The sequence below is a fragment of the Enterococcus sp. AZ050 genome, assembly GCF_051715085.1.
In the GTDB taxonomy this organism is placed as follows: domain Bacteria; phylum Bacillota; class Bacilli; order Lactobacillales; family Enterococcaceae; genus Enterococcus; species Enterococcus faecalis.
Genome location: NZ_JBIOTC010000001.1, coordinates 2,808,721 through 2,834,036, shown reverse-complemented (window position 1 = coordinate 2,834,036; position 25,316 = coordinate 2,808,721). Strand labels below are relative to the sequence as shown.

At 38.1% G+C, this 25,316-nt stretch carries 25 protein-coding genes, 1 other RNA gene and 1 pseudogene; 8 read left to right on the top strand and 19 right to left on the bottom strand.

Annotated features, from left to right (window positions below; translation table 11 throughout):
• Positions 1-3: 3 nt before the first annotated feature.
• The 13 genes and pseudogenes from IGJ04_RS13990 to IGJ04_RS13930 form a co-directional block, all read right to left on the bottom strand.
• Positions 4-522 carry a GrdB-related putative oxidoreductase gene (locus IGJ04_RS13990; protein ID WP_002361637.1) on the bottom strand — a complete coding sequence of 173 codons (519 nt, stop codon included), beginning with the start codon at positions 520-522 and terminating at the stop codon, positions 4-6.
• A 17-nt stretch (positions 523-539) separates the two neighbouring features.
• A pseudogene (celB, locus tag IGJ04_RS13985) lies at positions 540-1,896 on the bottom strand (PTS cellobiose transporter subunit IIC).
• Between the two features lie 18 nt (positions 1,897-1,914).
• On the bottom strand, positions 1,915-2,244 hold the full coding sequence (locus tag IGJ04_RS13980; RefSeq protein ID WP_002357981.1) for a PTS sugar transporter subunit IIB: 330 nt from the start codon (positions 2,242-2,244) through the stop codon (positions 1,915-1,917).
• Between the two features lie 19 nt (positions 2,245-2,263).
• Positions 2,264-3,217, bottom strand: a complete 954-nt coding sequence (locus IGJ04_RS13975; protein WP_185939609.1) for a N(4)-(beta-N-acetylglucosaminyl)-L-asparaginase — start codon at positions 3,215-3,217, stop codon at positions 2,264-2,266.
• A gap of 169 nt (positions 3,218-3,386) precedes the next feature.
• On the bottom strand, positions 3,387-4,685 hold the full coding sequence (locus IGJ04_RS13970) for a Sapep family Mn(2+)-dependent dipeptidase (RefSeq protein ID WP_438840302.1): 1,299 nt from the start codon (positions 4,683-4,685) through the stop codon (positions 3,387-3,389).
• Entirely contained in the window at positions 4,682-5,446 is a 765-nt protein-coding gene (locus IGJ04_RS13965) for a GntR family transcriptional regulator, LSA1692 subfamily (protein WP_002357984.1), read from the bottom strand. Before IGJ04_RS13965 ends, IGJ04_RS13970 begins: the two co-directional genes overlap by 4 nt.
• A gap of 173 nt (positions 5,447-5,619) precedes the next feature.
• Positions 5,620-6,267: an endonuclease III gene (gene nth, locus IGJ04_RS13960; RefSeq protein WP_002357985.1), complete on the bottom strand. Its 648-nt coding sequence runs from the start codon at positions 6,265-6,267 to the stop codon at positions 5,620-5,622.
• A gap of 14 nt (positions 6,268-6,281) precedes the next feature.
• The gene (locus IGJ04_RS13955; protein ID WP_002357986.1) at positions 6,282-6,998 is read right to left on the bottom strand and encodes a DnaD domain protein; all 717 of its coding nucleotides are present in this window, start codon (positions 6,996-6,998) and stop codon (positions 6,282-6,284) included.
• A 32-nt stretch (positions 6,999-7,030) separates the two neighbouring features.
• Positions 7,031-8,527 carry a carboxypeptidase M32 gene (locus IGJ04_RS13950; RefSeq protein WP_002357988.1) on the bottom strand — a complete coding sequence of 499 codons (1,497 nt, stop codon included), beginning with the start codon at positions 8,525-8,527 and terminating at the stop codon, positions 7,031-7,033.
• A gap of 18 nt (positions 8,528-8,545) precedes the next feature.
• Entirely contained in the window at positions 8,546-9,709 is a 1,164-nt protein-coding gene (locus IGJ04_RS13945) for a THUMP domain-containing class I SAM-dependent RNA methyltransferase (protein ID WP_002357989.1), read from the bottom strand.
• Between the two features lie 237 nt (positions 9,710-9,946).
• An RNA gene (rnpB, locus tag IGJ04_RS13940) (RNase P RNA component class B) lies at positions 9,947-10,315 on the bottom strand.
• 107 nt (positions 10,316-10,422) lie between these two features.
• Positions 10,423-10,833 carry a cell division regulator GpsB gene (gpsB, locus tag IGJ04_RS13935; RefSeq protein ID WP_002363721.1) on the bottom strand — a complete coding sequence of 137 codons (411 nt, stop codon included), beginning with the start codon at positions 10,831-10,833 and terminating at the stop codon, positions 10,423-10,425.
• A 93-nt stretch (positions 10,834-10,926) separates the two neighbouring features.
• Positions 10,927-11,469 carry a DUF1273 domain-containing protein gene (locus tag IGJ04_RS13930; protein WP_002360568.1) on the bottom strand — a complete coding sequence of 181 codons (543 nt, stop codon included), beginning with the start codon at positions 11,467-11,469 and terminating at the stop codon, positions 10,927-10,929.
• Positions 11,470-11,531: 62 nt separating this feature from the next.
• On the opposite strand from IGJ04_RS13930, the gene recU reads away from it, so the two are divergent.
• Both recU and IGJ04_RS13920 read left to right on the top strand, forming a co-directional pair.
• On the top strand, positions 11,532-12,149 hold the full coding sequence (gene recU / locus IGJ04_RS13925) for a Holliday junction resolvase RecU (RefSeq protein ID WP_002388848.1): 618 nt from the start codon (positions 11,532-11,534) through the stop codon (positions 12,147-12,149).
• Between the two features lie 41 nt (positions 12,150-12,190).
• A complete protein-coding gene (locus IGJ04_RS13920) occupies positions 12,191-14,527 on the top strand; it encodes a PBP1A family penicillin-binding protein (RefSeq protein WP_002360569.1) in 2,337 nt (778 codons plus the stop codon).
• Between the two features lie 83 nt (positions 14,528-14,610).
• Here the strand turns inward: IGJ04_RS13920 and IGJ04_RS13915 are convergent, their stop codons facing one another.
• From IGJ04_RS13915 to IGJ04_RS13905, 3 genes are all read right to left on the bottom strand, one after another.
• Complete coding sequence (locus IGJ04_RS13915) at positions 14,611-16,221, bottom strand: CTP synthase (protein WP_002357995.1); 1,611 nt, start codon at positions 16,219-16,221, stop codon at positions 14,611-14,613.
• A 307-nt stretch (positions 16,222-16,528) separates the two neighbouring features.
• Positions 16,529-17,152: a DNA-directed RNA polymerase subunit delta gene (gene rpoE / locus IGJ04_RS13910; protein WP_338361771.1), complete on the bottom strand. Its 624-nt coding sequence runs from the start codon at positions 17,150-17,152 to the stop codon at positions 16,529-16,531.
• Between the two features lie 76 nt (positions 17,153-17,228).
• Entirely contained in the window at positions 17,229-17,666 is a 438-nt protein-coding gene (locus IGJ04_RS13905) for a DUF1934 domain-containing protein (RefSeq protein ID WP_002382132.1), read from the bottom strand.
• A gap of 331 nt (positions 17,667-17,997) precedes the next feature.
• On the opposite strand from IGJ04_RS13905, the gene IGJ04_RS13900 reads away from it, so the two are divergent.
• The 3 genes from IGJ04_RS13900 to yidA are packed head-to-tail and all read left to right on the top strand — an operon-like array spanning position 17,998 to position 21,011.
• A complete protein-coding gene (locus tag IGJ04_RS13900; RefSeq protein WP_002385999.1) occupies positions 17,998-18,813 on the top strand; it encodes a lipoate--protein ligase family protein in 816 nt (271 codons plus the stop codon).
• Entirely contained in the window at positions 18,810-20,180 is a 1,371-nt protein-coding gene (locus IGJ04_RS13895) for a dNTPase (RefSeq protein WP_002357999.1), read from the top strand. Before IGJ04_RS13900 ends, IGJ04_RS13895 begins: the two co-directional genes overlap by 4 nt.
• An 18-nt stretch (positions 20,181-20,198) precedes the next feature.
• Positions 20,199-21,011, top strand: coding sequence for a sugar-phosphatase (gene yidA, locus IGJ04_RS13890; RefSeq protein WP_438840301.1), 813 nt, complete (start codon positions 20,199-20,201; stop codon positions 21,009-21,011).
• 63 nt (positions 21,012-21,074) lie between these two features.
• Here yidA and IGJ04_RS13885 read toward each other — a convergent pair whose 3' ends face one another.
• The gene (locus IGJ04_RS13885; RefSeq protein WP_438840300.1) at positions 21,075-21,521 is read right to left on the bottom strand and encodes an NUDIX hydrolase; all 447 of its coding nucleotides are present in this window, start codon (positions 21,519-21,521) and stop codon (positions 21,075-21,077) included.
• A gap of 148 nt (positions 21,522-21,669) precedes the next feature.
• Here IGJ04_RS13885 and gloA point away from each other — a divergent pair, with 148 nt between their 5' ends.
• Both gloA and IGJ04_RS13875 read left to right on the top strand, forming a co-directional pair.
• Positions 21,670-22,044, top strand: coding sequence for a lactoylglutathione lyase (gene gloA, locus IGJ04_RS13880; RefSeq protein WP_002358003.1), 375 nt, complete (start codon positions 21,670-21,672; stop codon positions 22,042-22,044).
• A gap of 142 nt (positions 22,045-22,186) precedes the next feature.
• Complete coding sequence (locus IGJ04_RS13875) at positions 22,187-22,909, top strand: gamma-glutamyl-gamma-aminobutyrate hydrolase family protein (protein WP_243572881.1); 723 nt, start codon at positions 22,187-22,189, stop codon at positions 22,907-22,909.
• Positions 22,910-22,959: 50 nt separating this feature from the next.
• Here the strand turns inward: IGJ04_RS13875 and IGJ04_RS13870 are convergent, their stop codons facing one another.
• Both IGJ04_RS13870 and IGJ04_RS13865 read right to left on the bottom strand, forming a co-directional pair.
• A complete protein-coding gene (locus IGJ04_RS13870; RefSeq protein WP_002393437.1) occupies positions 22,960-23,832 on the bottom strand; it encodes an aldo/keto reductase in 873 nt (290 codons plus the stop codon).
• A 28-nt stretch (positions 23,833-23,860) separates the two neighbouring features.
• Positions 23,861-24,223: a hypothetical protein gene (locus tag IGJ04_RS13865; RefSeq protein WP_002358008.1), complete on the bottom strand. Its 363-nt coding sequence runs from the start codon at positions 24,221-24,223 to the stop codon at positions 23,861-23,863.
• A 169-nt stretch (positions 24,224-24,392) separates the two neighbouring features.
• Between IGJ04_RS13865 and IGJ04_RS13860 the strand changes: the two genes are divergently transcribed.
• Complete coding sequence (locus tag IGJ04_RS13860) at positions 24,393-25,313, top strand: mechanosensitive ion channel family protein (RefSeq protein ID WP_002382128.1); 921 nt, start codon at positions 24,393-24,395, stop codon at positions 25,311-25,313.
• Positions 25,314-25,316 lie beyond the last annotated feature (3 nt).

The window sequence follows — 25,316 nt, the reverse complement described above, 5'->3', positions numbered from 1 at the left end:
CAATTAAAAACAACTTGTTTCTTCTAACTGTTTGGTTTCTTTTCCATTTGCTTTTGCCACGACCAATTGCGCCATTTGTTTAAACGAATTATTTAAACCAATGCCGCCCTTTTTGGGCATCTTCACAATCGGTACTTGCTGATAATAGTGACTAACTGCTGGATTTTCTTCTGCCATCGCTGCAATTGCAGGAATGCCTGCAGCATTAAACTTACAAGCTAGACGAGCAGCCATTTCTCCAAAATTAGGATAATGCATGGCTGGTCCGCAAAGAACCGCATCGGCATGAAACTTTTTTGCAAAGCCAATAAATTTCTTTGCTACCTCTTCCTCGTTTTCCAAATAATATTGGTCACCACAATAAAGTGTCGCAACAATTTCCGCTCCTTGCTTCTGTAAAAATGGTAGCAATGTTACCCCTGGACCTAAGGGAGCTTTTTTACCACTTGGTTTCAGCTGAGCTTGTTCATCACTGCCAAATCCTGCTAAACTGTGGTTTAAGACTAAAAGGATTTTTTTCATGCCTATTTCCTCCTTATTTATAAATCATCGAAGTCAAAGGAATCAAAATCAATTTCTTCACTCTCTTCTTCTTGTGCTTTCCATTCTTCACGTAAATATTGGTCATCCATAACTCGAATAAAAGGATAATAAATGAACATTCCTAGTACCAATAAGAGAGCTTGCAGAATTGATCCTTGCCAACCGCTGACTAAAAATCCTGAGATAATTGGCGGGGTCGTCCACGGCAATTGAATACCATTCGTCAATGGAACTAAGCCCCAATCCATAGCAAAATAGGCAATAATAATATTAATTGCGGGTACTAAGACAAATGGAATTAAAAGGATTGGATTTAAAACAATTAGTAACCCAAAAATGATTGGTTCGTTAATCCCAAAAACACCAGGAATTAGTGAAAGTTGCGAAAGCTTTTTAATTCATTGACTTTTACAGAATAAGACCATCACAATGATTAATGAGAGTGTGGAACCGGCGCCACCAAATGTTGCAAACATATCTTGAAATTGTCCAGTGATGATGTTGGGAATTTCATGACCGTCTTTAAATGCTTGTAAATTTTCAACAGACAATGCCCGCAAAACAGGATTAAAGACTGCGCCAACCACACTACCTCCGTTAATGCCAAAGAACCAAAAGAAGTGTAAAAATAAATAAGCAATGCTCATTGCACCTAAGGTATTACCAAGACTCAATAAGGGCGTTTGTAGAAATTCAAAAATAACATCTTGTAAATTACCATAAGGAGTTAAAGCAGCCAGCCAATTGACTAAAAACATGAGAGTAACAACTAAAAAACTCGGAATCAGGGCCTCAAAAGACTTAACCACTGTTGGTGGCACTCCTTCTGGCATTTTTATTGTCCACCCTTTACGAACAATGGCCACAAATAAACGAGTCGCAATTAATGCGACAATCATTCCTAAAAAACAAGCCACTGGAACCCATCCATTTTAAAGGTAAACTAGTAACTTCATAAACCTTTGAACTATTTTCCGGTGTAAATAATGTTTGATAAGGCGTTACAATAAAAAATGAAACCAATGCGATAATTCCTGCTTGCATTGCATCCACATTGAATTGTTTTCCTAAACTATAGGCAATACCGACAACGGCCAGAATAGTCATTACATCAAAACTAGCACTAGCTGGAACAGACATCATTGTCGCCCAGTCTTTACCAAGCAAATGAGACATCCAAGTATCCCATTGTGGCAAAGGAAAATTAGCAATTAATAAGAAGACCGAACCAACAATCAACAAGGGCGTTGATAAAAGGAAGCCATCACGAATCGCTACTAAATACTTATTTTCTCCTATCACTTTTGCCAAAGGGGTCAATACGCGCTCTAACCAATCCAAAAATTTTTGCACGGTCGTCACTCCTATCTATTATTTTTTATTTTGCTTAATTAACCGCAGCGCTTCTTTCAATGCTTTTTCGCCATCCATCATGCCATAAATTTCTGGCGCAATTGCAGCGACAGGAATCCCTTGAGGAGCAAATTGTTCTTTTGTTTTTTCTAATAAAAAACGGACTTGTGGTCCTAATAAAATAGCAACAGGCTTCTCTGCTTCAACCACTTCTTGTGCTCTTGCAATAGGAAAAGCAGTAATCATTAAAGGCATTTGATGTTTTTCCACCACTTCCATCATTTTATTCACCATAATACTTGTAGACATCCCTGCATCACAAAAAAGATAAATTTGTTTTTTACTCATGTTCCTTCACTCTCCTCATTTATTCAATTGGTGCTTTGATTCTTTTTTCATAGACCGCTAACCATTCTTGTGAAATCGGCTGAATCTCTGTGGTATGATTCTTGCCTGGATTTGCAATATAGATTTCTGGTTGCTGCATATCAGTACCAACCGTAAAAGTAAATTCCACATTCGTAGCTACGCCCCAGTCTCCCTGTTTGTTCATGGCCACTAGTGAAAAAGCTCCTGCTTTCCCATAACGTTGGGTCAATTTTTCATGAAAAGCATAGACGGCTTGATCACATGCTTGTTGTGGCGAGCGCCCTTCCCCCATTAAACGAACGATTTCATAAGAAAGACAGCCTTTCATTAAATCTTCACCTAAGCCTGTAGCCGCAGCACCACCAATTTCGCTATCAACATAAAAACCAGAACCTGACAGTGGTGAATCGCCAACACGTCCTGCTTTTTTCATGAAGAGTCCCGAACTGGAAGTGCCAGCTGCCATTGATCCTGTTTGGTCTAACGTAATAGCGCCGACAGTATCATGCCCATCATAGGGGTTCAACTGATTTTCCTGAATTTCTTTTAAACGCTTTTGCCACCATTGATTAGCGCGTTCTGTCAACATATTCTTTCTTTCAAAACCGTGCAACATTGAATATTTCGTTGCACCTGCGCCAACACGAAAACTATTAAACTTCTCTTTACTTAATGCTTTAGCCACTGAAATCGGATTTTTAACATCTGTAATTCCCGCCACAGCACCAATTGCAAATGTGTCTCCATCCATATAGGCAGCATCCATTTCTAAAATCCCTTCCTCATTAGGTAAACCGCCGTAGCCCACTGACTTATAAAAAGGATAGTCTTCTACTTCTTTAATTAATTGTTCCACGGCCGTGCCTGCAGCACCTCCTTGTTGTAATTCTTCTGTAGCTTTTAGTAACCCATCATGTGCCATCCGCCATGTCGCAATTGCACCCCAAGTCATTTTCCATCCGCCCTTTCGTTAACGCTTACATTTCTCCACCATTATAAACTAGTATATACTGTTTTGTATATACTGAAAATGAAATTTTATACAGAAAAATAGAAGATACACGTATGCGACCTCTACGAAACACATTGGCTTCTTCTCATACGTGTATCTTCTATTGGTTTTATGCTTCTGTTAATGCAATCATCGCTTGCATATAGATTTCCAGATTAAGCAGTAAATCTTTTTCATCCATATATTCATCTTGGTTATGCGCAATGCCTTTTTGACCAGGAAATGATGGACCAAAAGCAACGATATTCGGCATAAAGCGAGCATACGTAGCACCTGTAGTTGTGACTGGCGTCCCATCTAAGCCAGTAATTTGTTCATAAACCTTGGTTAATTTTTGAACATTGCGCTCATCTTTTGGAAACAGCGTACTAGGGAGGCGGCGGATGACGGTCACTTCACTTTCTGGAAATAGTGCCTTCGTTAGCTGCGTGGTTACTTCGTTTTCTGTAATAGAAACAGGATAACGCACGGCCAATGATAACACCAATTGCTGTCCTCTTTTTTCCAACGCATAGGGCGTTAAAATCAATTGCCCACTATCCTGATCCTTAAAGTCCAGAGCTACTCCTTCGCCATAGTGCTTTTCGTGAAAACTAGCGGTTAACCAGTCGAAATACTGTAATAAATTTCCTTTGACTAACTGTTCCTCGCTAATTTTCTGTGCCAATAAAGTAATCGCGTTCTTGCCTAGTTCTGGCGCATTGGAAGGAGCACGTTTTCCCGTGATTGCTGTTGTTTTTCCCGCAATCACCACACTTAATTGATCAGGTACGTGGTCTTTTGCTTGATCACCTATAATCTGACCAATTTGTTCACTTGAATCATCTGGGATGGTCGTTGTGATCTCATAATTAACAATCCCTCGCTCCCCATAAACTACTGGATATTTACAATCTGGAGTAAATCCAAAAACGGGTGCGTTTTCCTTCTCTAAATATAAGGGGATATCTCCACTCCCACTTTCTTCATCCGTGCCAAACATTAAGCGAATGGTTTTCTTTGGTTGGTAACCAAGTTCTTTCAGTAATTTCATTCCATACAGGCAAGCCAAGATAGGACCTTTATTATCTAGAATTCCTCTACCATACAAACGTTGATTTTTTTTCGTTAATTGAAAGGGCGGCACTGACCAACCAGAACCTTCTGGTACTACATCTAAATGACCAATAATTCCCAGATATTCTTCCACTGTTCCCCATTGCGCATAGCCAACTGCGTCATTGACAATCCCAGTTTGAAAACCATAACGCTCTGCAAGTTTCAGCGTTTCTTCCAAGGCTCTTTTCGGTCCTTCGCCAAAAGGTGCCTCTTTTTTAGGCGACCCTTTCACACTTCGAATCGCGATAATTTTGTTTAAGTCTTCATAAAATAAATCTTTTTGAGCGGCTATTTCTTCTTTGATCTTCATTCGTTCCAAGAACCTCCTAGCTCCACTTGGTTGTTTTCAGACGGGCTATAGCGGGTCAGTGTGTTTTTAAACGTGTACCGATCTGCTCGATATAAAGAGACATCATATAAAATAGGAGTTGCATCAAGCGCATAGGTGATAGAGTGGACTTGTAAAAGTGGTTGGCCCACAGGAACATTCAATAATTCTGAAATTTCCGCTTCAACTAAGATTGCTTCAATTTCTTGATGCGAATAAGCAATCTCGACGTTCTTCTCGATTAAGCAGAAAAGAGAGCCCTCGAAGTCTTGCTTCGTATGGCCTTGTACGTATGCCTGTGGCAAATAAATTTTTTCAACTGTCATTGGTTCGCCGTCTAACATTCGGCGGCGAATCAGTTCATAAATTGCCTCATTTTTGCCTACTTGGAGCGCCTCCCGAATTTTCTCAGCGGGATGTACTACTTCTTCAAAGGAAATGACTTCTGTCTGGCTTTTTTTCCCGTAAGCTTTGGCTGCCTCAGTAAAACCTTGTAAGCCAGCGCGACCACTTTGAATTTTCGCTTGCGACATCACATAACTACCTTTACCATGTCGTTTTACCAAAATATTTTTGCGGATCAAATCATCAATCGCTTTACGGATGGTCAAGCGACTGCAGTTATATTCTTTAGCTAAATCATATTCTGAAGGTAATTTTTGTGCACTTACATACAGACCGTCTCGAATCTTCTTTTCAATTTCTGCAGAAATTTGCTTAAATTTGGGTGCATTTTCTGTCATTTCATCGCCTATCTTTCTTCAAAAAAATAAATTTTCTAGTATATACCACACTGTCTATACTAAATCAATTTTTAAGAAACCGCAATCATTTGTTGCGTTTCTTAAAAATCAAAAAAAGAAAGCGAGCCACAAGTCGGTTGGACTTGTGGCTCGCTTTTTTAGGAATAAATGTGTTATTTCCCTTTCATCCGTTCTTTGCCTTCTTGACACATATAGAGTAGCGGACAGGCTTCACATTTAGGCGCTCTTGCTAGGCAGTGATAACGCCCAAAGAAAATCATGGTATGGTGCGTTTTCACCCAGAGTTCTTTCGGAACTTTACGCATTAAGGTTTGCTCAACTTCAGTAACATTCGCATTTAGCTTACAAATTCTAAGGCGCTTGGACACTCGTTCCACATGTGTATCTACTGCAAAAGCCGGTTCGCCGAAAGCATCTCCCATTACTACATTGGCTGTTTTTCTCCCCACGCCAGGTAAACTGACCAGTTCATCTCTGGTTTGCGGAACTTCTCCATTGAAACGTTCTAAAAGTTGTTGTGCGCACGCTTTAATATTTTTTGCTTTATTGCGATATAAGCCAATGGTTTTTATTTTAGCAATAATCTCCTCCACCGGCGCAGCTGCTAAAGCTTCTGGTGTTGGAAAAGCTGCGAATAAACCAGGAGTCGCTTTATTTACCGATACATCGGTTGCTTGCGCACTTAAAATCACAGCAATTAATAATTCAAAAGGATTCTTATGTTTTAATTCACATTCTGCATTTGGAAACATCTCATACATAATTTCAATAGCTTCCATTGTTTTCTCTTTTGATAGCATGGCCCACCTCCTTTTTATTCACTGTCTTCTGGATTTAACCAATTGTGTAATGTAACCTTTGGCAACGATTCTTGTGTCTGACCTTGTTGTTCAATCTCATTTTGAATCATAGAATCTTTTCGTTTTTTCTGATCAGCAGCAACTTGTTCTTTGGTGGTAATATTTTTACGCTCCCACGCAAGTAAAATACGATCAATATATTTCAAACTATACGCCTGATTTAAAACAGCTTCTCGCAACGCTAACCGGATTAATTCAGGGGAATAATGGTCCGTGTTCAACCACTGACCAATCATTTCTAATTCAATTGGTGAAAGTGGACGTCCGAATTCTTTTTCAAAGCCTTGGTAAAGCTGTTTAATTTCATCTTCGTGGTTTGCGACAACTTGTTTTTCTTTGCTCGTTTGTAAAAATAATTGAATCTTTTGAAAAACAGGCAGTAAATCATACGTATCCATCATTTGACCTTTTTGGTTTTGTTGTGTTTCAATTCGAATAAATCCGCGAGAAACCAATTGATTTAACAACTTATAAATCGTATCTGGCGTTTTACCCATCGTCTCTGCAATCGCCATTAAGTCTGGAAATAAATCGCCTGCATTTTGCGAACGAAAAAGTTGCAGTAAAAAGAGAAATTCATCATCTTTCAAACCAATTTTTTGGTAATGATCAAATAGTAAGTTTGAGATTGTTGTTTCACCAGCTTCTAAATATTCACGAATTGATAACATTGTTGTTGTCCACTTCCCCTTGCTTGTTTCACTTATTGCACTTGATAAACATCAAAATAAATAGCTTTCATATAATCAATTAAATAACTAGGATTCAATTCTTCTCCCGTTGCATCATAAATTAATTGATTTGGTTTACGTGAAGCGCCGTACTGATGAATATGTTGTGTTAACCATTTACGGATATCAGAATAATCCTCCGAAGCTAAAATTTCATCAACAGATAATTCTTGTTTCATTGCGTGAAATAGTTGCGCGGCGTACATATAACCCAAGGCATAAGATGGGAAATAACCAAAGCTACCTCCAGACCAATGAACATCTTGAAGGACACCTTCTAAATCATTTTCAGGTGATACGCCTAAGTACTCTTGGTATTTTTCGTTCCACACTTTTGGCAAATCAGCGACTTCCAAAGAACCATTAAATAACATTTTTTCAATTTCATAACGAATAATGATATGCAAAGGATAGGTGAGACTATCGGAATCAATCCGAATCAAACTTGCTTTCGTTTCTTTTAAAGAAGCATAGAAATCTTCAAAAGCAATATCATCAAAAGTACCTTCTGCGCAGTCTTGGAAAAACGGGTATTGTTTTTGCCAAAAAGCCCGGTTGCTACCAATGATAATTTCATTAAAGAGCGATTGTGATTCGTGAATCCCCATAGAGGCACCTTCGCTTAGCGGCGTAAAGTCAAATTTAGGATCAAAATTTTGTTCATACATCCCATGACCCGCTTCATGAATCACACCAAATGTTGCCATTGAGAAATTATTTTCTTCCCAGCGCGTAGTAATCCGCGCATCATTTCGATTTAGAGCTGTCATAAATGGATGAACTGTATCATCTAATCGGCCTTTTGAAAAATCATAGCCTAATTGCTCAACCACACCAATCACAAAACGGCGTTGTTGTTCTTTGGTCATTTTTCTAGATAAAAAGTCAGTTCTAGGCGGCGTACCTTTTTCTGCCAAAACGGTCCGAATTTCTTGAATCCCTTGTTTTACTTGGTCGAATACTTGGTCTAGCTTCTCAACCGTCATCCCCGGTTCAAATTGATTTAATAACACATCGTACGGTGTTTTTTCTTCTTTTTGCCAATAAGGAATGAACTCTTTTTGGAACGCAACGACCTTCGTTAAGGTTTCTTCTAACAAGCCGAAATCTTGTGCAGCGCGTGCTTTTAGCCAATCTGTATGTGCTTGGTTTAATACTTTAACATACTCTTGCATACGTTCAGCTGGAACATTTTTATTCAAAGCATATTCTTCTTTTACTTTTTCAAAAACCAGTTTCCCTAATTCAGATAATTCTTCAGGGCGTGTCTCAAAATAGGCCAATGCTTCTTGAATAACTGGGCCAATACTTCGTTCAAAATATAATCCGGTTAAATACCCTTCTACTTCTCCTCGAAAAGGACTACTTTTTTCTGGCATCCCAGTTGATGAATCCCAGTCTAATAATGTCAAGGCATTTTTTAGTAATTGAATTTCTTTCACTTCTTGTAAAAATACAGCTTCCTTCATTTTTTTACACCAGCTTTCTTAGTCTTCCCGTGGTTTTCTTGGTGGACGTGTTCCCCAGTATTGGAATAAATCTGTTCGTAAGGCTCCGTTGTAAAGCTTCCGTTTTTTAGTAGCTTTGGCACCATAATATTCTTCAAAAGCAAGATCACTCGTCAGTATATACTTGCTCCAAGTAGTTAACGGACGGAAAACATGGCCCATTTCTTTATACAAACGACGAACACTTTCCTCTTCTCCTAAACGCTCACCATAAGGCGGGTTAGCTACCATTACACCATATTCCTTCTCGGTTGTAAAATCTTTTAATGCCAATTGTTTAAAAGTAATTGAATCACCTAAACCAACTTCCTCAGCATTCGCTCGTGCGACTTCAATCATTCGCCCATCAACATCTGAACCACAGATATCTAATTCAACATCGTAGTCTGCCTTTGCCTCGGCTTCGTTACGTACTTTTTCAAAAATTGCTGGATCAACCCAATCCCATGTTTCACAAGTGAAACTACGATTAAAGCCAGGGGCAATGTTATGGCCAATTAATGCTGCTTCAATACAAATTGTTCCAGAACCACAAACTGGATCATAAAAAGGACGATCTTTGCGCCAATTGGTCAACATCACTAAAGCAGCTGCCATGTTTTCCTTAAGAGGTGCGCCCCCCTTTTCAATGCGATAGCCTCGTTTAAATAAACTTGGTCCAGTCGTGTCCAACGTCAACGTCACTTTATCTTTTAGCAGAGCCACTTCTAATTTAAACAAAGCTCCTGTTTCGGTTAAAGGCACCGTCGCTGGACGATGGTAAACTTCTCTTAAACGGTTAACAATGGCTTTTTTGGTGATGGCTTGGCAATCAGGAACACTATACAATTTTGACTTAATTGATTTACCTGCAACTGGAAATTCTGCATCTAAAGGCAAATAATCTTCCCAAGGAAGTGCTTTAACTTTTTCAAATAATTCATCAAAACTATAGGCGTTAAATTCGCCAACGACGATTTTAATCCGATCTGCTGTTCGTAGCCATAAATTGGCAGTAGCAATTGTTTCAACTGTGCCTTCAAAGACGGCCCGACCATTTTCTACTTCACAGGGAATCCCTAAATCACGCAATTCTTTTCCAACTAATGCTTCTAAGCCACTAGCAGCCGTTGCAACAAGTTTGAATGTTTTTTCTTTCGTCATAAAAACTCCTTCTTGACTCTTTTTTATTGTCTGGAGCTAACAGTCCTGCCGACTACTGCTCCGCTTGTTTTTTATAATTGTCCGCTTTCTCTGAACTAAACGGTCCTGTTCCGGCCTCTTTAGAACAGACAGCTTACTACTTTTATCTCAGTTTCTTTATTTTAACATTTTTTTATTCTTTTCGTAAAAAAAGCCTTCACAACTACGTTGGAAGGTCTTCCTGAATTACTTGTAATTTTCTATAAGCCATGTTCTGTATCACCAATTCTTCAGGAAAAATTGGTGACGGTCATCATCTATCTGCAGAGTAAACTCTGCCTCTTCTACTCGTTCATTTCCTTTAGAAGAGCGCCCCTACCATTGTTTGGGTTGCTCGCTCGAGGGGTTTACCGCGTTCCACCGATGGAGTTTCCCACATCGCTTCGTCACTGTGGCACTTTCAAGGATACTTTGACATAGTCGAAACCTTAGTCATTTTTCCTGCCGTTACTCTAAAAGAGTACCTTAGCTTATGATTTCGCTAAGCACGAACACTACAAGCATCTCAGCTTGTGCGAGCATGGACTTTCCTCAGCTTGCAAAAGCAAACCGCGATCACCCGAAAATTACAAATCTGTTTAGACGAACAGCAAAAATTTATACACTACAACAAGTGTCCACTATTCTAATAAATGCTTTTTGTTCCTTGTAAAAACTTGACTTAAATTGTCTTGCTAAAATTGACGTGTTTGTGCATTATCAACATCATGATTCGCTGGTTCTGCAGGCATTGACGGTGCAGAAGGCGTTACAGGTGTTGAAGGTGTTTCATCTAACTTTTTACCAAAAACTTCACGCTCTAAGTTTGATAAACGTTTTAAAATATCAAAGTTGGTCACTGCTGCACTTTTTGGTACTTCTTGAGCAACACGAGGCGTTGGTTGGGCTTTTGATAATTGGTCTAATTTTGCCATTAAGCGGCTGTTTTCTTCTTGCAAGCTTAATAATTCTTTATTATAAGCTTCGTAGTCTTTAATAACATTGTCTAAAAATTCGTCTACTTCAATCGGGTCATACCCGTTCATCATTTTCGTTTTAAATTCTTTTTGTAAAATGTCTTTAGGACTATATACTAAATTTGCCATGTTTACACCTCATTTGTTTATTTACGATAGAAAATTTCATAGTTCCACAAATACTATTGTAACGAAAAATAGCTAGAAAATCAAACAGATTCTCTAATCAATCACCGAGTTTTGTAAATCATCCATTGTAATTAAGCGAATATCATAGGGTTCTCGTTCCGAAAAATGTTGTGCATCCTTTAAAAAATACTCCGTTTTGCCAGGGTACTCTTTGTCATAAATAAGTAAGCTGCCTCCAGAATGTTCCAAAAGAAATTTTGTATGCATTTTTAATTGTGCTGGCGATTGATAGGGCTGGTGACTTACTGAGTTGATATAATCAGCCAAACTTTCCGCTTTCGTTAACAGTTCTCGATTTTGTTCATTCCAATTATTGCCAAAGTCTTTAAATGGATAAAGCAAACCTAGCTGGACTTCTGGATATTCCGTTTTTAATTCCCCAACTACTTCAGCTGTCCAAAGTTCAACACCTAAATTGCCAGAAATCAAAATCCATTCTACTCCCGCTTCAATATAACTGGCTAACTCTTTTTTTAAGACATTTTTAATAACTGTAATTTTCGGGTCTTTTCCTTGAAATATCCCCAATTCAAAGCTGCGATAACCGGTGACATAGAGGGTTTTTATCATTTCCATAAGTCATCCCTTTTCTTTCAGGTCTTTTTTTTGGTACAATACAGGCTAGGAGTGTGATAAACGTGACGTTCCATTATCCTAACGGAATACCTTATAATCATCATGAAGCACAATCACCAAAAAAACAAGTAAAAAAGAAACGCCCCGTTGAATTTGGTAATCGTGGGATGGATTTCGAAGAAGCGATCAATCAAAGCAATCAATATTATCTATTGAATAAGCAAGCAGTCGTTCATAAGAAACCCACTCCTGTTCAAATTGTTAAAGTAGATTATCCCAAACGAAGTGCGGCTGTTATTAAGGAGGCCTACTTTAGACAAGCTTCAACGACTGATTATAACGGTGTATATCAAGGCCGTTACATAGATTTTGAAGCGAAAGAAACGAAAAATACCACGTCCTTTCCCTTTAAAAATTTTCATCAACATCAAATTGATCATATGGAACAATGTATAGCACAACAAGGGATTTGTTTTGTGCTATTATGGTTTTCAAGCTTAAAACGCTGCTTCTTTTTTAGTGGTGAAAATCTAATAACGCATTGGAAAAACCAAGCAGTTACTGGAAAAAAATCTATGCCGCTTGCACTCATCGAGAAAGAAGGAATTGAATTATCTTTTGGAATCGCACCGCGAATCCCTTATCTCGACGCAGTGGAACAATATATTCAGACACACTAGATTCATAAAGTTTTGAAAGTATAACAAAGGAGTTGCTATTTATGCCAACCGCAAATTCAGGCTCGCGAGCTGCTAGACATGCATCCAACACCTCATCGAAGTCAAGTTACAAGAAAAAGACACAACCGCCGAAAAAGAAAAAACGGCTTGTTTTAAAAATCTTTCTTGGCTTACTTATCGCTGGGATGGTCGCTTTTTTAGCAGGCGTTGGTCTTTTTTGGTTCTATGCACGACAAGCCCCAAAATTAGAAGATGACAAACTGAATGCGACAGTTTCATCGAAGCTTTACGATATTAATAATGAAATTTTTGAGGATTTAGGCGCAGAAAAGCGTGAATTAATTCAACCAAATGATGTGCCTCAATTATTAAAAGATGCCATTGTTTCTGTCGAAGACCGTCGTTTCTATAAACACATTGGTGTGGATCCGATTCGGATTATCGGTTCTGCCCTTTCAAATGTCAAAAATGGTGGATTACAAGGCGGAAGTACCTTAACCCAACAATTAATTAAATTGTCCTACTTCTCTACAAAAGAATCTGACCAAACCTTGAAACGGAAAGCACAAGAAGCATGGATGGCTGTTCGTTTAGAACGTGAAAAATCAAAAGAAGAAATTTTAACTTACTACATTAACAAAGTCTACATGGCGAATGGTTTTTATGGAATGGAAACAGCGGCTGAAAATTATTATGGTAAACATTTATCTGAACTTGATTTACCACAAACGGCCCTACTGGCAGGAATGCCACAAGCGCCAAACTCATACGATCCCTATACAAAACCAGATACTGCTAAAGAACGCCGAGATGTCGTACTCTACACAATGTACGACAATAAAAAAATCTCGAAAGCAGAGTACGAAAAAGCCAAAGCTACTCCAATCGATGAAGGCTTAGTGCCATTAAAAGCCAGTGATGACAATCGAAAAGTCGTAGATAATTACGTCAAAGAAGTAATCAATGAAGTGAAAGCAAAAACTGGTAAAAATGTTTACACAGACGGACTAGATATCTACACAAACTTAGATATGAATGCCCAAAAACAACTTTACGATATTGTCAACAGTGATCAATACGTTGCGTTTCCAGATGATAAAATGCAAGTGGCTTCAACCGTTATTGATGTTGCCTCTGGACAAGTCCGAGCACAGATTGGTGGTCGTCACATTCCTGATGATGTACAATTAGGAAACAATTTAGCTGTTAACACCCAACGTGATGTTGGTTCAACCGTGAAACCAATCATGGATTATGGTCCCGCAATTGAGAATTTAAATTATTCGACAGGTCGCCTCATGGTGGATAAACCAACGAAATATCCTGGTACCGACATTGATGTCTTCAACTCTGATTTAACATATCAAGGCGTCATTACTATGCGCCGTGCGATTATGGGTTCTCGTAACACGACTGCGGTCCAGACGTTTGATGAAGTTGGTAAAGAAAACATCATGCCTTTCATTAAAGGGCTAGGAATTGACTATAAAAACTTAGAAGCCTCGAATGCCATTTCAAGTAACACAAGCGATGTAGATGGCGATAAATATGGAATTTCCTCATTGAAGTTAGCAGCAGCTTATGCGGCTTTCGCCAATAACGGGATTTACAACAAACCGTATTACGTAAACAAAGTCGTTTTCAATGATGGAACTAGCGTTGATTATCAACCTGATGGCAAACGTGCAATGAAAGACTCTACCGCCTATATGATGACGGATATGTTAAAAGATGTTTTAAACGGCGGAACAGGATTTAACGGCGCCATTCCAGGCTTAATCCAAGCGGCCAAAACAGGGACTTCTAACTATACTGATGAAGATTTAGCGCGAATGGGCACAACAGAAAAAGGAATTGCCCCGGATAGTACCTTTGTTGGTTATACAACACACTATGCCGTTTCTGTTTGGACTGGATACAATGATCGAAATACACCAATCTATCAAGAATACTATGGGATTGCCTCGGATGTTTATCGTGAAATAATGAGTTACTTGTCTCAAAATGTTTCAAACGATGACTGGGTGCAGCCAGACAGTGTTGTGCGGGTAGGTAATGAATTATACGTGAAAGATGCCTATGAGGTACCAAATGTACAAGTTTTACCAAGTACTACCTCTTCAGCACCACAGCCGGAATCTAGCAGTACGGTGGAATCCTCTTCCACAAAAGAAGCGGAAAGTTCATCAAGTTCTAGTTCAGAAAGTGCGCCTTCTTCCTCTGAAGCGCCACCATCAACCGAACAACCGGCAAGCTCTTCCTCAGCAGAGCAACCAGCAACATCGGAACAACCACCTGAACCATCAAGTTCTAGTTCACAAGAACCGCCGCAACCACCTGAAAGTAGTTCTAAACCAGATGAAAATAAAGCAGCATAAAAAGTACGGGGCTCATGATGAGCCCCGTACTTTTTTAGATTAAAAATGGACGAAGTGAACTGAATCACTTCGTCCATTTTTGCTTATTTACTTTCTTTATTTGCCAAAGCTGCACCAACAAATCCTTTGATTAAGCGTTGTGGGCGATTTGGACGAGAAATTAATTCTGGGTGGAATTGACAAGCCACAAAGAATTGTTTTTCAGGAATTTCAACAATCTCAACTAAACGATTATCTGGTGAAACTCCAGAGAAAACTAAGCCATTTTCTTCAAATAATTGACGATATTTGTTGTTAAATTCATAACGATGACGGTGACGTTCTTGGACAACATCTTCATTTCCGTATGCTGCCGCAGTTTTCGTTCCTTTTTTCAATTTACATGGATATAAACCTAAACGTAGTGTGCCACCTAAATTCTCGATGTTTTCTTGATCTGCCATTAAATCAATAATGTTATTTGTCACGTCAGGATTAGTTTCTGCAGAACCAGCATCTTCTAAGCCCACAACGTTACGACCAAATTCTACACAGGCCATTTGCATACCTAAGCAAATGCCAAGGAATGGTACGTCATTTTCGCGAGCAAAACGAATCGCTTCAATTTTTCCTTCAATTCCACGATCACCAAAACCACCAGGAACCAAAATACCATCTGCTGAACCAATTCTTTCAGCGACATTTTCAGCAGTTAATTCTTGTGAATCAACCCAATCAATTTCGATATCTGAATCAAAATCAAACCCAGCATGTTTTAATGCTTCTACAACAGAAATATAGGCATCTGGTAATTCAACATATTTACCAACCAGCGCAATTTTTGTTTTCTTTTTCAAGTTAAGAACTTTTTCTTCTAATGCACGCCACTCAGTCATGTCTGCAGCCGGTGCATCCAATTTTAAATGATCACAAACAATTTGATCCATGTTTTGTGCTTGAAGTGCTAATGGAATGGAGTATAACGTTTCAACATCACGAGATTCAATTACCGCTTCCGGATTAACATCACAGAATTGTGCTAATTTGTTTTTAGTGTTTTGAGAAACAGGTAATTCCGTACGGACCACTAAAATATTTGGTTGAATCCCTAAACTTCTTAATTCTTTGACACTATGTTGTGTTGGTTTAGTTTTCATTTCGCCAGCCGCTTTTAAGTAAGGAATCAAGGTTGTATGGATGTACATTACATTGTCACTACCCATATCAGCTTTCATTTGACGCAATGCTTCTAGGAAAGGTAATGATTCGATGTCGCCGACAGTACCACCTACTTCTGTGATAATCACATCGGCATCCGTCATTTTCGCTGCACGCATGATTTTTTCTTTGATTTCATTGGTAATGTGTGGAATAACTTGCACTGTTGCACCTAAGTATTCCCCTTTACGTTCTTTACGTAAGACTTCTGAATAAATTTTCCCAGTGGTTACGTTTGAGTATTTATTTAAGTTAATATCAATAAAACGTTCATAGTGACCTAAGTCCAAATCTGTTTCGGCACCATCATCTGTGACAAAAACCTCTCCATGTTGGTAAGGACTCATTGTCCCCGGATCCACATTAATATATGGATCGAATTTTTGAATCGTTACTTTTAATCCACGATTTTTTAATAATCGTCCTAAAGATGCTGCGACAATCCCTTTTCCGATAGAAGAAACCACGCCACCTGTAACAAAGATGTATTTTGTCATAATAGTTAAAAACCCTTTCTTTGATAATATTTTGTAGAGAGAAGTAAAACAACTTTGAGACTCTTACGTTTCTCCAAATAAAAAAGAAACAAAAATAGAAAAGCTCCCTATCCATTACGAATAGGGAGCTTGTAAGTTCGTTCAAACTTCTGACCTTCTTAAAGGTGCCCAAGTAGTATAATACAAGCAAACGGACATCAGGTCAAGTACTTCTATTCAAGAAAATAATTTTTTCTATTTTCTCATTTTTCTTGGGCATTCAACTAAAAAGCTTGACTCCTTCTTAGGAATCAAGCTTTTTGGTTTCTTACTCTTCAGAATATTCGTCATCAAAATCGTCTTCATCTTCAACATCATCGTCATCAATGATCGTTAAATCTTCTTCGATTTGCGGAATGTCTTCTTCATCATCGTCTGAATCTGCACCAATCTCTTGTAAGTCAGAGTTGTATGCTTTGATTTCTTCATCTTCATCTTCATCTTCTTCATCATCGTACAAGATGTCTTCTTCATCATCATTTGTTAATTCAGCATCTTCTGGATCGTCATCGTTATAGTCAATTACATCTTCATCGTTTGGATTAGTGATGAAGGCATTTACTTTTTTACGTTTTCTACGACGTGGTGCATCTTCTTCGTCTTCTTCCAAGCCATGTGTAACTTCTTCATCGATTGAATCGATTGGATACCATGAACGTAAGCCCCAACGATTGTCTCCCAATGAGATAAAGCTACCGTCGATGTTTAAATCTGTATAAAATTGTGCTAATTGGTCACGAATTTCACTATCAGACTTGCTAAGATAATTTTGGATTTGGTTAACTAAATCAGAAAAATCCATTACATCTGCATGTTGTTCTAAAATAGCGTGTGCTACTTCAATCATGGATAATTCTTTTTTGTTTAACCCTTCAAATACATTAATTTCCAAGAGGTACACGTCCTTTCACAGTCTACTCCTTATCATACAAAAACATTGAAAAAAAATCAATTCTATTCTGCAATATTTATGCAGTAAATTCTAATTCTAAATGATATTCTCCGATTCGCTCTGTTTGAGAGTATAAATCATAATCAACTAAAATCTTACCAGACATTGGTTGATCTTTTAAACTAACACGCAAATTATGTGTAAACGTACTAATCTGTAGCAAGCCATAAGGGGTTCGATAACTTGTATCTAATTTTTCCTGATAGCCAAATCTTAAACGCATCCGTAATTCGCCGGCACGAATCAGCTGAACATGCCCGTCTGGTTCAATTTTAATGGTTACGGGGGTTGGTTCTGTATCCTCTAATAATTCTTCTTTGTAACGAATGTATAATGTATCACCCATTTTTACTAATTGACCTTCTAAGTCAAAGAAAAAATCTTTTTGTTCGTTGCCTTGTTGGACAATCGTTTTTAGTTGAATCGATACAGGAACGCCTGTTGATAAATCCATAATGGTCACTCCTTTTCCAAAATATAACTTTCTTATTGTTGACTTTTTCAATATATTTGTCAACTAAAATCAATTTTTCCTTGTTTATGTACCTTTTCTTATTGTATAAGCTCTTTTCACGGGTTGCAAGCATTTGTTTCATCTATTTAATAAGAAAACCGTTTACTATTTTAGAGAATTCCTTCAGAATTCGTTTATATAACATGCTTTTTTGCGTTTTTTGTATATAATATAAGAGAGAGTAAGAAAATAAACGTATTAAATGACGTAATTATAAATAGACAGGACGTTTTTTATGAGCACAACTTTTCCCCTTCACACCGAATCATTTATGCTCCTTGATTCAGGTTGTTTAACAAACAGTGACTATTTTTTACCTTTTGCCTTGACCGATGTTTTAACTACTTTTTCAGGAATGCAGCACCAACCAATCATTCATTTCTGGCAATTGGATCAAGCAATGATTCTTGGCATGAAAGATACCCGTGTACCACATCTAAAAGAAGGCATCACTTCTCTGCAAGAAAACGATTATTCTGTAGTCGTTCGCAATGCCGGCGGTTTAGGGGTGATTGCCGATTCGGGTATTTTAAATGTTTCACTTATTTTACCAAATAATTCTGAACACAAATTAAGTATCGATGCGGCTTATGAATTAATGTGGGCTTGGCTCCGTCAGAGTTTTCCGGAGAAAGAGATTGACGCCTTTGAAATTACTACATCCTATTGTCCCGGTACTTATGATTTAAGTATTGGCGGTCAAAAGTTTGCTGGGATTGCCCAACGACGCGTCAAAGACGGTATTGCTGTCATGATTTACATCAGCGTTAACGGCAATCAACTTGCTCGTGGAGAAGTGGTGCGAGACTTTTACCTTGCTGGCTTACAAGAACAATTTGGTGAAAATGGCTATCCACCCGTTGATCCAGCAGTGATGGCAAATTTAGAAACCCTGATTGAGACTCCATTAACAATAGACGCCGTAAAAACCCGTTTAATCGAAGCATTACCTCAACAATTTGAAAAATCTATTGATCCAAACTTAACCGAACCAATTATAACTTCAGAATGGTTCCAAACAAATTTAACTGTCCAGCTGGAAAAAATGGCGCAACGAAACGCCTTAATTAAAGGAGAGATCGTATGACGATTCCGTATAAAGAGCAACGATTACCAATCGAAAAAGTTTTTCGTGATCCCGTCCATAATTATATTCATGTCCAACATCAAGTGATTTTAGATCTTATTAATTCTGCTGAAGTGCAACGATTACGTCGCATTAAGCAACTAGGTACTTCTTCTTTTACGTTTCACGGTGCCGAACATAGTCGTTTTTCCCATTCTTTGGGTGTTTACGAAATTACACGTCGGATTTGTGAGATTTTCCAACGTAACTACTCTGTGGAACGATTAGGTGAAAACGGCTGGAATGACGACGAGCGCCTGATTACACTTTGCGCAGCTTTATTACATGATGTCGGTCATGGTCCTTATTCACATACATTCGAGCATATTTTTGATACAAACCATGAAGCAATCACGGTCCAAATCATCACCTCACCAGAAACGGAAGTCTATCAAATTTTAAACCGTGTTTCGGCAGATTTTCCTGAAAAAGTCGCCAGCGTTATTACTAAACAATACCCAAATCCTCAAGTGGTGCAAATGATTTCTAGTCAAATTGATGCCGATCGCATGGACTATCTGTTACGTGATGCATACTTTACAGGGACGGAATACGGAACTTTCGATTTAACTAGAATTTTACGTGTGATTCGACCCTACAAAGGAGGCATTGCCTTTGCTATGAATGGGATGCATGCGGTGGAAGACTATATCGTTAGTCGTTACCAAATGTATGTCCAAGTCTATTTCCACCCTGTTTCTCGTGGGATGGAAGTGATTCTTGATCATTTATTGCATCGGGCGAAAGAATTATTTGAAAACCCTGAATTTGACTATGATTTACAAGCCTCTCTGCTTGTACCATTCTTTAAAGGGGACTTCACCTTACAAGAATATTTAAAATTGGATGATGGCGTCCTCTCTACGTACTTTACACAATGGATGGATGTGCCTGATTCAATTCTAGGTGATTTAGCCAAACGTTTCCTTATGCGTAAGCCTCTGAAGTCAGCCACCTTTACGAACGAAAAAGAGAGCGCAGCAACGATTGCTTATTTAAGGGAATTGATTGAAAAAGTTGGTTTCAACCCTAAATATTATACTGCCATTAATTCAAGCTATGATTTACCTTACGATTTTTATCGTCCAAATAAAGACCGTCATCGTACACAAATTGAATTGATGCAAAAAGATGGCTCATTAGTGGAATTGGCAACGGTCAGTCCCCTAGTTGCAGCACTTGCTGGTCAGAGTCAAGGAGATGAACGTTTCTATTTCCCTAAAGAAATGCTTGACCAAGGAAATAAAAAACATTACGATTTATTTGATGAGACGTATCGTGAGTTTTCAAGTTACATTCATAATGGTGCGTTAGTTTTAAAAAAATAGGTTTTCTAGGAGGATTCTATGTCAATTAAGTTAGTTGCTATTGATATCGACGGAACATTGCTAAATTCACAACACAAGATTACCCCACGGGTCAAAGAAGCGCTCCAAAAAGCAAATGATCAAGGCGTTCGTATTGTTTTATGTACAGGCCGTCCTTTGCCAGGCGTGAAAGAACAATTGGATGAATTAGCCTTATATGGTGAAAATGATTTCGTGATTACCTACAACGGTTCGCTTGTCCAAGCAACCAAAGATAATGCGATTATTTCACGCTATACCTTGAGTTATGAGGATTTTTTAGAAATTGAAATGTATTCTCGTAAAGTCGGCGCTCACTTGCACACAATTGATGATTCCGCTATTTACACTGCCAATCGCAATATTGGTAAATATACGATTCACGAAGCATCTTTAGTGAACATGCCTTTGAAATATCGTACGGTGGATGAAATGACACCAGAGATGAACATTATTAAAATGATGATGATTGATGAGCCAGAAGTTTTAGATCCTGCCATTGCAAAATTACCATTACATTTTACCGAAAAATATACGACTGTTAAAAGTACGCCTTTTTACTATGAAATCATGAATAAAAATGCTAGCAAAGGCAATTCTCTAGCAAAATTGGCAGACCATTTAGGCTTAAATAAAGACGAAGTGATGGCCATTGGTGACAATGAAAATGACTTATCCATGATTGATTACGCTGGGATTGGTGTTGCGATGGGCAATGCTACAGAAAATGTTAAAACAATTGCCGATGTGCATACCACTAGTAATGACGAAGATGGTGTCGCTCAAATTATTGAAAAAATGGTTTTAATTTAAACATTCTTTTCAATAACAATAACCCTCAATCTAATCAACATAGATTGAGGGTTATTCGTTATTTTATGATGCTGCCGCTAGCCATTTTTCAACGGCCCAGCGGTGGCTTCCTCTTTTTAATAAACGGACTGCTTCTTCTGGTGCAACCCAGTGTAAAGTATTGGTCCTTTCTAAGGGTTCGCTAAGTTGCCGCCAAATATTCGCTACATAAAAATATCCAGGATTATAATAGGCAGTTTGGCGATGGTTCGAATAAAAATATTCATCAGCTTCCCCTAAATAACGGCCAATTTCTACACTAATTCCTAATTCTTCTAGCACTTCTCGATGGATCGCTTCTTCTTTCGTTTCGGTGCCTTCAATTTCGCCTCCTGGTAAAAAATAAGCTCCATTTGGCGCTTGTACCAGAACCATTGTGTTATTTTCTGGCTTTGAAACAATAATGTATGCAGCATATCTTGTTTGATAGGTCAATGTCTCTTCTCTTTTTCCAAACGTTGGCGTTTTCATTGGCGCACCTCTTCTCTTTTCATCTATTTTACCTGAGAAATTCCTTTAGAACAAGTCAGAAACCAAGCGTTTTTCTCTACATTTCACGTTTATCTATGCTACTATTAACGTTGGAAATATAATTAAGTTTGAAAGGGAGTTTTTAACTATGAAAATGGCTCATACATGTGTGCGTGTAAAAGATTTAGAGGCATCATTAGATTTCTATCAAAAAGCCTTCAATTTTGAAGAAAGTCGCCGTCGTGATTTTCCAGAAAATAAATTTACTTTGGTTTATCTAACTTTACCAGGAGACGACTACGAACTAGAACTAACTTATAATTATGATCATGAAGCATACGATTTAGGAAACGGTTATGGTCATATCGCCATCAGTACAGATGATTTAGAAGGATTACACGAAAAACATCAAGCGGCTGGCTTAACTGTTACTGACTTAAAAGGCTTACCTGGAACTGCACCATCTTATTACTTTGTTGTCGACCCCGATGGTTATAAAATCGAAGTCATTCGTGAACGTTAAAAAGTTTCACTTGTTCACTTACTGAGCTTTTTGTGTTTGAGAGCTGTCCGAGACAAAACTTGTCTCGACTTCTTCTCAAACACTTTTTTCAAAAAAAGTGCTACAATAGAACGTATGAATTTATTGAGGATGTGATGTTATTATGACAAAAAAAATTATTGGAATCGCTGGCAATCAACTTTTGCAGGCAGCTGAAGTGTTTCACGGTAACCAAGTGACTTACACCCCACAAGGTTTTGTTAGCGCTGTTCAAGCCGCAGGTGGCGTTCCTCTCGTTTTGCCAATTGGCCCCAAAGAATTAGCCGCTACGTATATACAACAAATTGATAAACTACTTTTAGTAGGCGGTCAAGATGTTGCCCCTGAATTTTACGGACAAGAACCCCATATAAAATTAGAAGAAACGAATCGTGATCGTGACGAGTTTGAGTTAGCCCTAATTGAAGAAGCCTTAAAACAAAACAAACCTATTTTTGCGGTTTGCCGTGGAATGCAATTAGTCAATGTTGCTTTAGGTGGCACATTATATCAAGATTTATCGATGTATCCTCAATGGTCAGTTAAGCACGGACAACAACCCACTCAACCAATCTTTGCGACGCATCGTATTGATGTTGAACCAGACAGTCAATTATCAAACATATATGGTACAACTGGTCAAGTCAACTCGTACCATCACCAAGCACTACATACTTTAGGAAAAGATTTACGCGTTACTGCTTGGTCCTCTGATGGCCTTGCAGAAGCAGTGGAATCAACAAATGAACAGCAGCCTTTATTAGCTGTTCAATGGCATCCTGAACTAATGTACGCACGTGATGCCAAATCCCAAGCACTCTTTAACTACTTTGTTCAAAAATTATAGTAAAAACGGAGGGACGTCTTTCGCCCCTCCGTTTTTACTTGCTATCATACTTAAAAATCAAAATTATCTGGATCTGCACCAAAACGATGATCCTTATTTAACTGATTAATTGCGGTTATTTCTTCTGGTGTTAATTCAAAATCAAAGACAGCAAAATTTTCCTGAATTCTTTTTTCGTGAACAGATTTGGGAATCACGATAATATCATTTTGTAAGTGCCAACGAATAATCACTTGGGCCGCTGATTTACCATATTTTTCACCAATTTTCACTAGTACTGGTTCAGATAATAAATTACCTTGTCCTAGAGGAGACCAAGCCTCCACGGCAATCTTATTTTCGGCTAAATATTTTCGTAGCGGTTCTTGTGTTAACGTAGGATGTAATTCAATTTGATCCACCATTGGCACAACATTTGCTTCTGTTAGTAAATCTTCCAAATGATGTTGATGAAAATTGGAAACGCCAATTGCTTTGGCACGACCACTTGCGTAAATTTCTTCTAATGCTTTCCATGATTCTTTATATTTACCAGCAACAGGCCAGTGAATTAAATATAAATCAACATAGTCTAGCCCTAATTTTTCTAAGCTTTTATCAAACGCTTTAATCGCATTTTCATAGCCTTGATCTTCATTCCATAATTTCGTCGTCACGAAAATTTCTTCGCGGGGAATACCCGATTGACGAATGCCTTCGCCCACCCCTACTTCGTTTTTATAAACGGCTGCCGTATCAATCAAGCGATAACCCGCTTCTAAAGCCCATTTTACTGAATTTGTTGCTTCTGAGCCATCTTCTACACGCCAAACACCTAAACCTAGGCGTGGCATTTCATTGCCGTTTGCTAATTTTTTTGTTTTATCCAAAGTCATGTGTTTCTTCAGTCCCTTCATTTTCATTACTTTTAGTATACTACGCATTCTTCTTTCACGAAACAATCACGACTTGTCAGGTCATTTTCTTTATTTTTAATAAGTAACGACGCCAATAAGTCAGCACTCCGATTAGTGCTACAACTACAATTGTTCGACCGCTAACGCTTCCAATCCACAGTTTAACTGCAAGTAACCAGATACAAAAGAGATAAACACAGGACCAATTAAAGGAAACTTTCAATGTACATGATTCCGCAATTTCGATTATCTGACTACTAAAAAAACGACTCCCTAATCGTAAAGCGACTGGATTATGGAAGATAAATGTTCGTCGCTTGTCAGCCGTCAAGCGAGTAGCACATCGCTCATCAATAAAAATTGTTACAGGTAATTTAGAAAGTAAATCATTTTTTGCCCATTCAATTGAAACTTTCACGCAGCACTCACAACCTTTAACAAAATTATAAAATATATTATTTATTTACAAAATTATAACATTCCTAAAAAAACATGTTAAGTCTTTAAAAAAACTTTCTATTTTCTTCCCCTTTCGCCGAGAGATTTAGTATACTAAAAGAAGAAATTTTAGAGAAAGTTGGATTTTTATGTTGATACTTGGTTTAGCCAGTACTGAAACAGTCGATTCTTCTGCTCCTGATTTAGCAGAAGCGACCGTAAAAAAAGTGAGCGCGCTACAACGCTTTTGGAACAATATTAATTGGGATGCCATTGTCGCTACCTTAATTGAAAAAAGTTTATCAATTTTATTTTTAATTTTTCTATTTTTTATTATTCAGCGAATCGGGAAATATTTAATTGATCGCACCTATGCAAATTATAGTAAAAAGCAACATTTTAGTGAAAGCCGTTTAAAAACATTACACACTTTAATCATTAATGCATTTCAATATACGCTGTTCTTTTTCTTCATCTATTCTCTTTTGACCATTGTCGGTGTGCCTGTTGGCTCATTATTAGCTGGAGCGGGAATTGCCGGTGTTGCCATTGGTTTAGGGGCTCAAGGATTCATGAATGACTTAATTACCGGATTTTTCATTATTTTAGAACAACAAATGGATGTAGGTGATTATATTCGCTTATTGGCGTTAAATATTGAAGGAACTGTTACTTCTGTCGGATTACGAACCACTCAAATTAAAGCGGTTGATGGAACTGTTCATTTTATTCCAAACCGAAACATCACCACAATCAGTAACCTGTCTCGTGCCAATATGCAAGTGTTAATTGATGTCCGCATCAATCCTGAAGAAGGTTATGAAAAAATTTGTGAAGTGATTACAGAAGTCAATGAAACGTTAAAAGAAAAGTATATCGAAAGTATTCAAACTGGGCCAGATATTTTTGGTATGGTCGATTTAGGCAATGGTAACTTTGCGGTGCGAACGACCATGTATGTACTAAACGGCAAACAATTTGCGGTCAAAGAAGAATTTCTAGCTCAATATATCAAAGCATTAACAGAGGCCGGCTTTACGATTCCCAATACGCCCATTATTGCAAAATAAAAA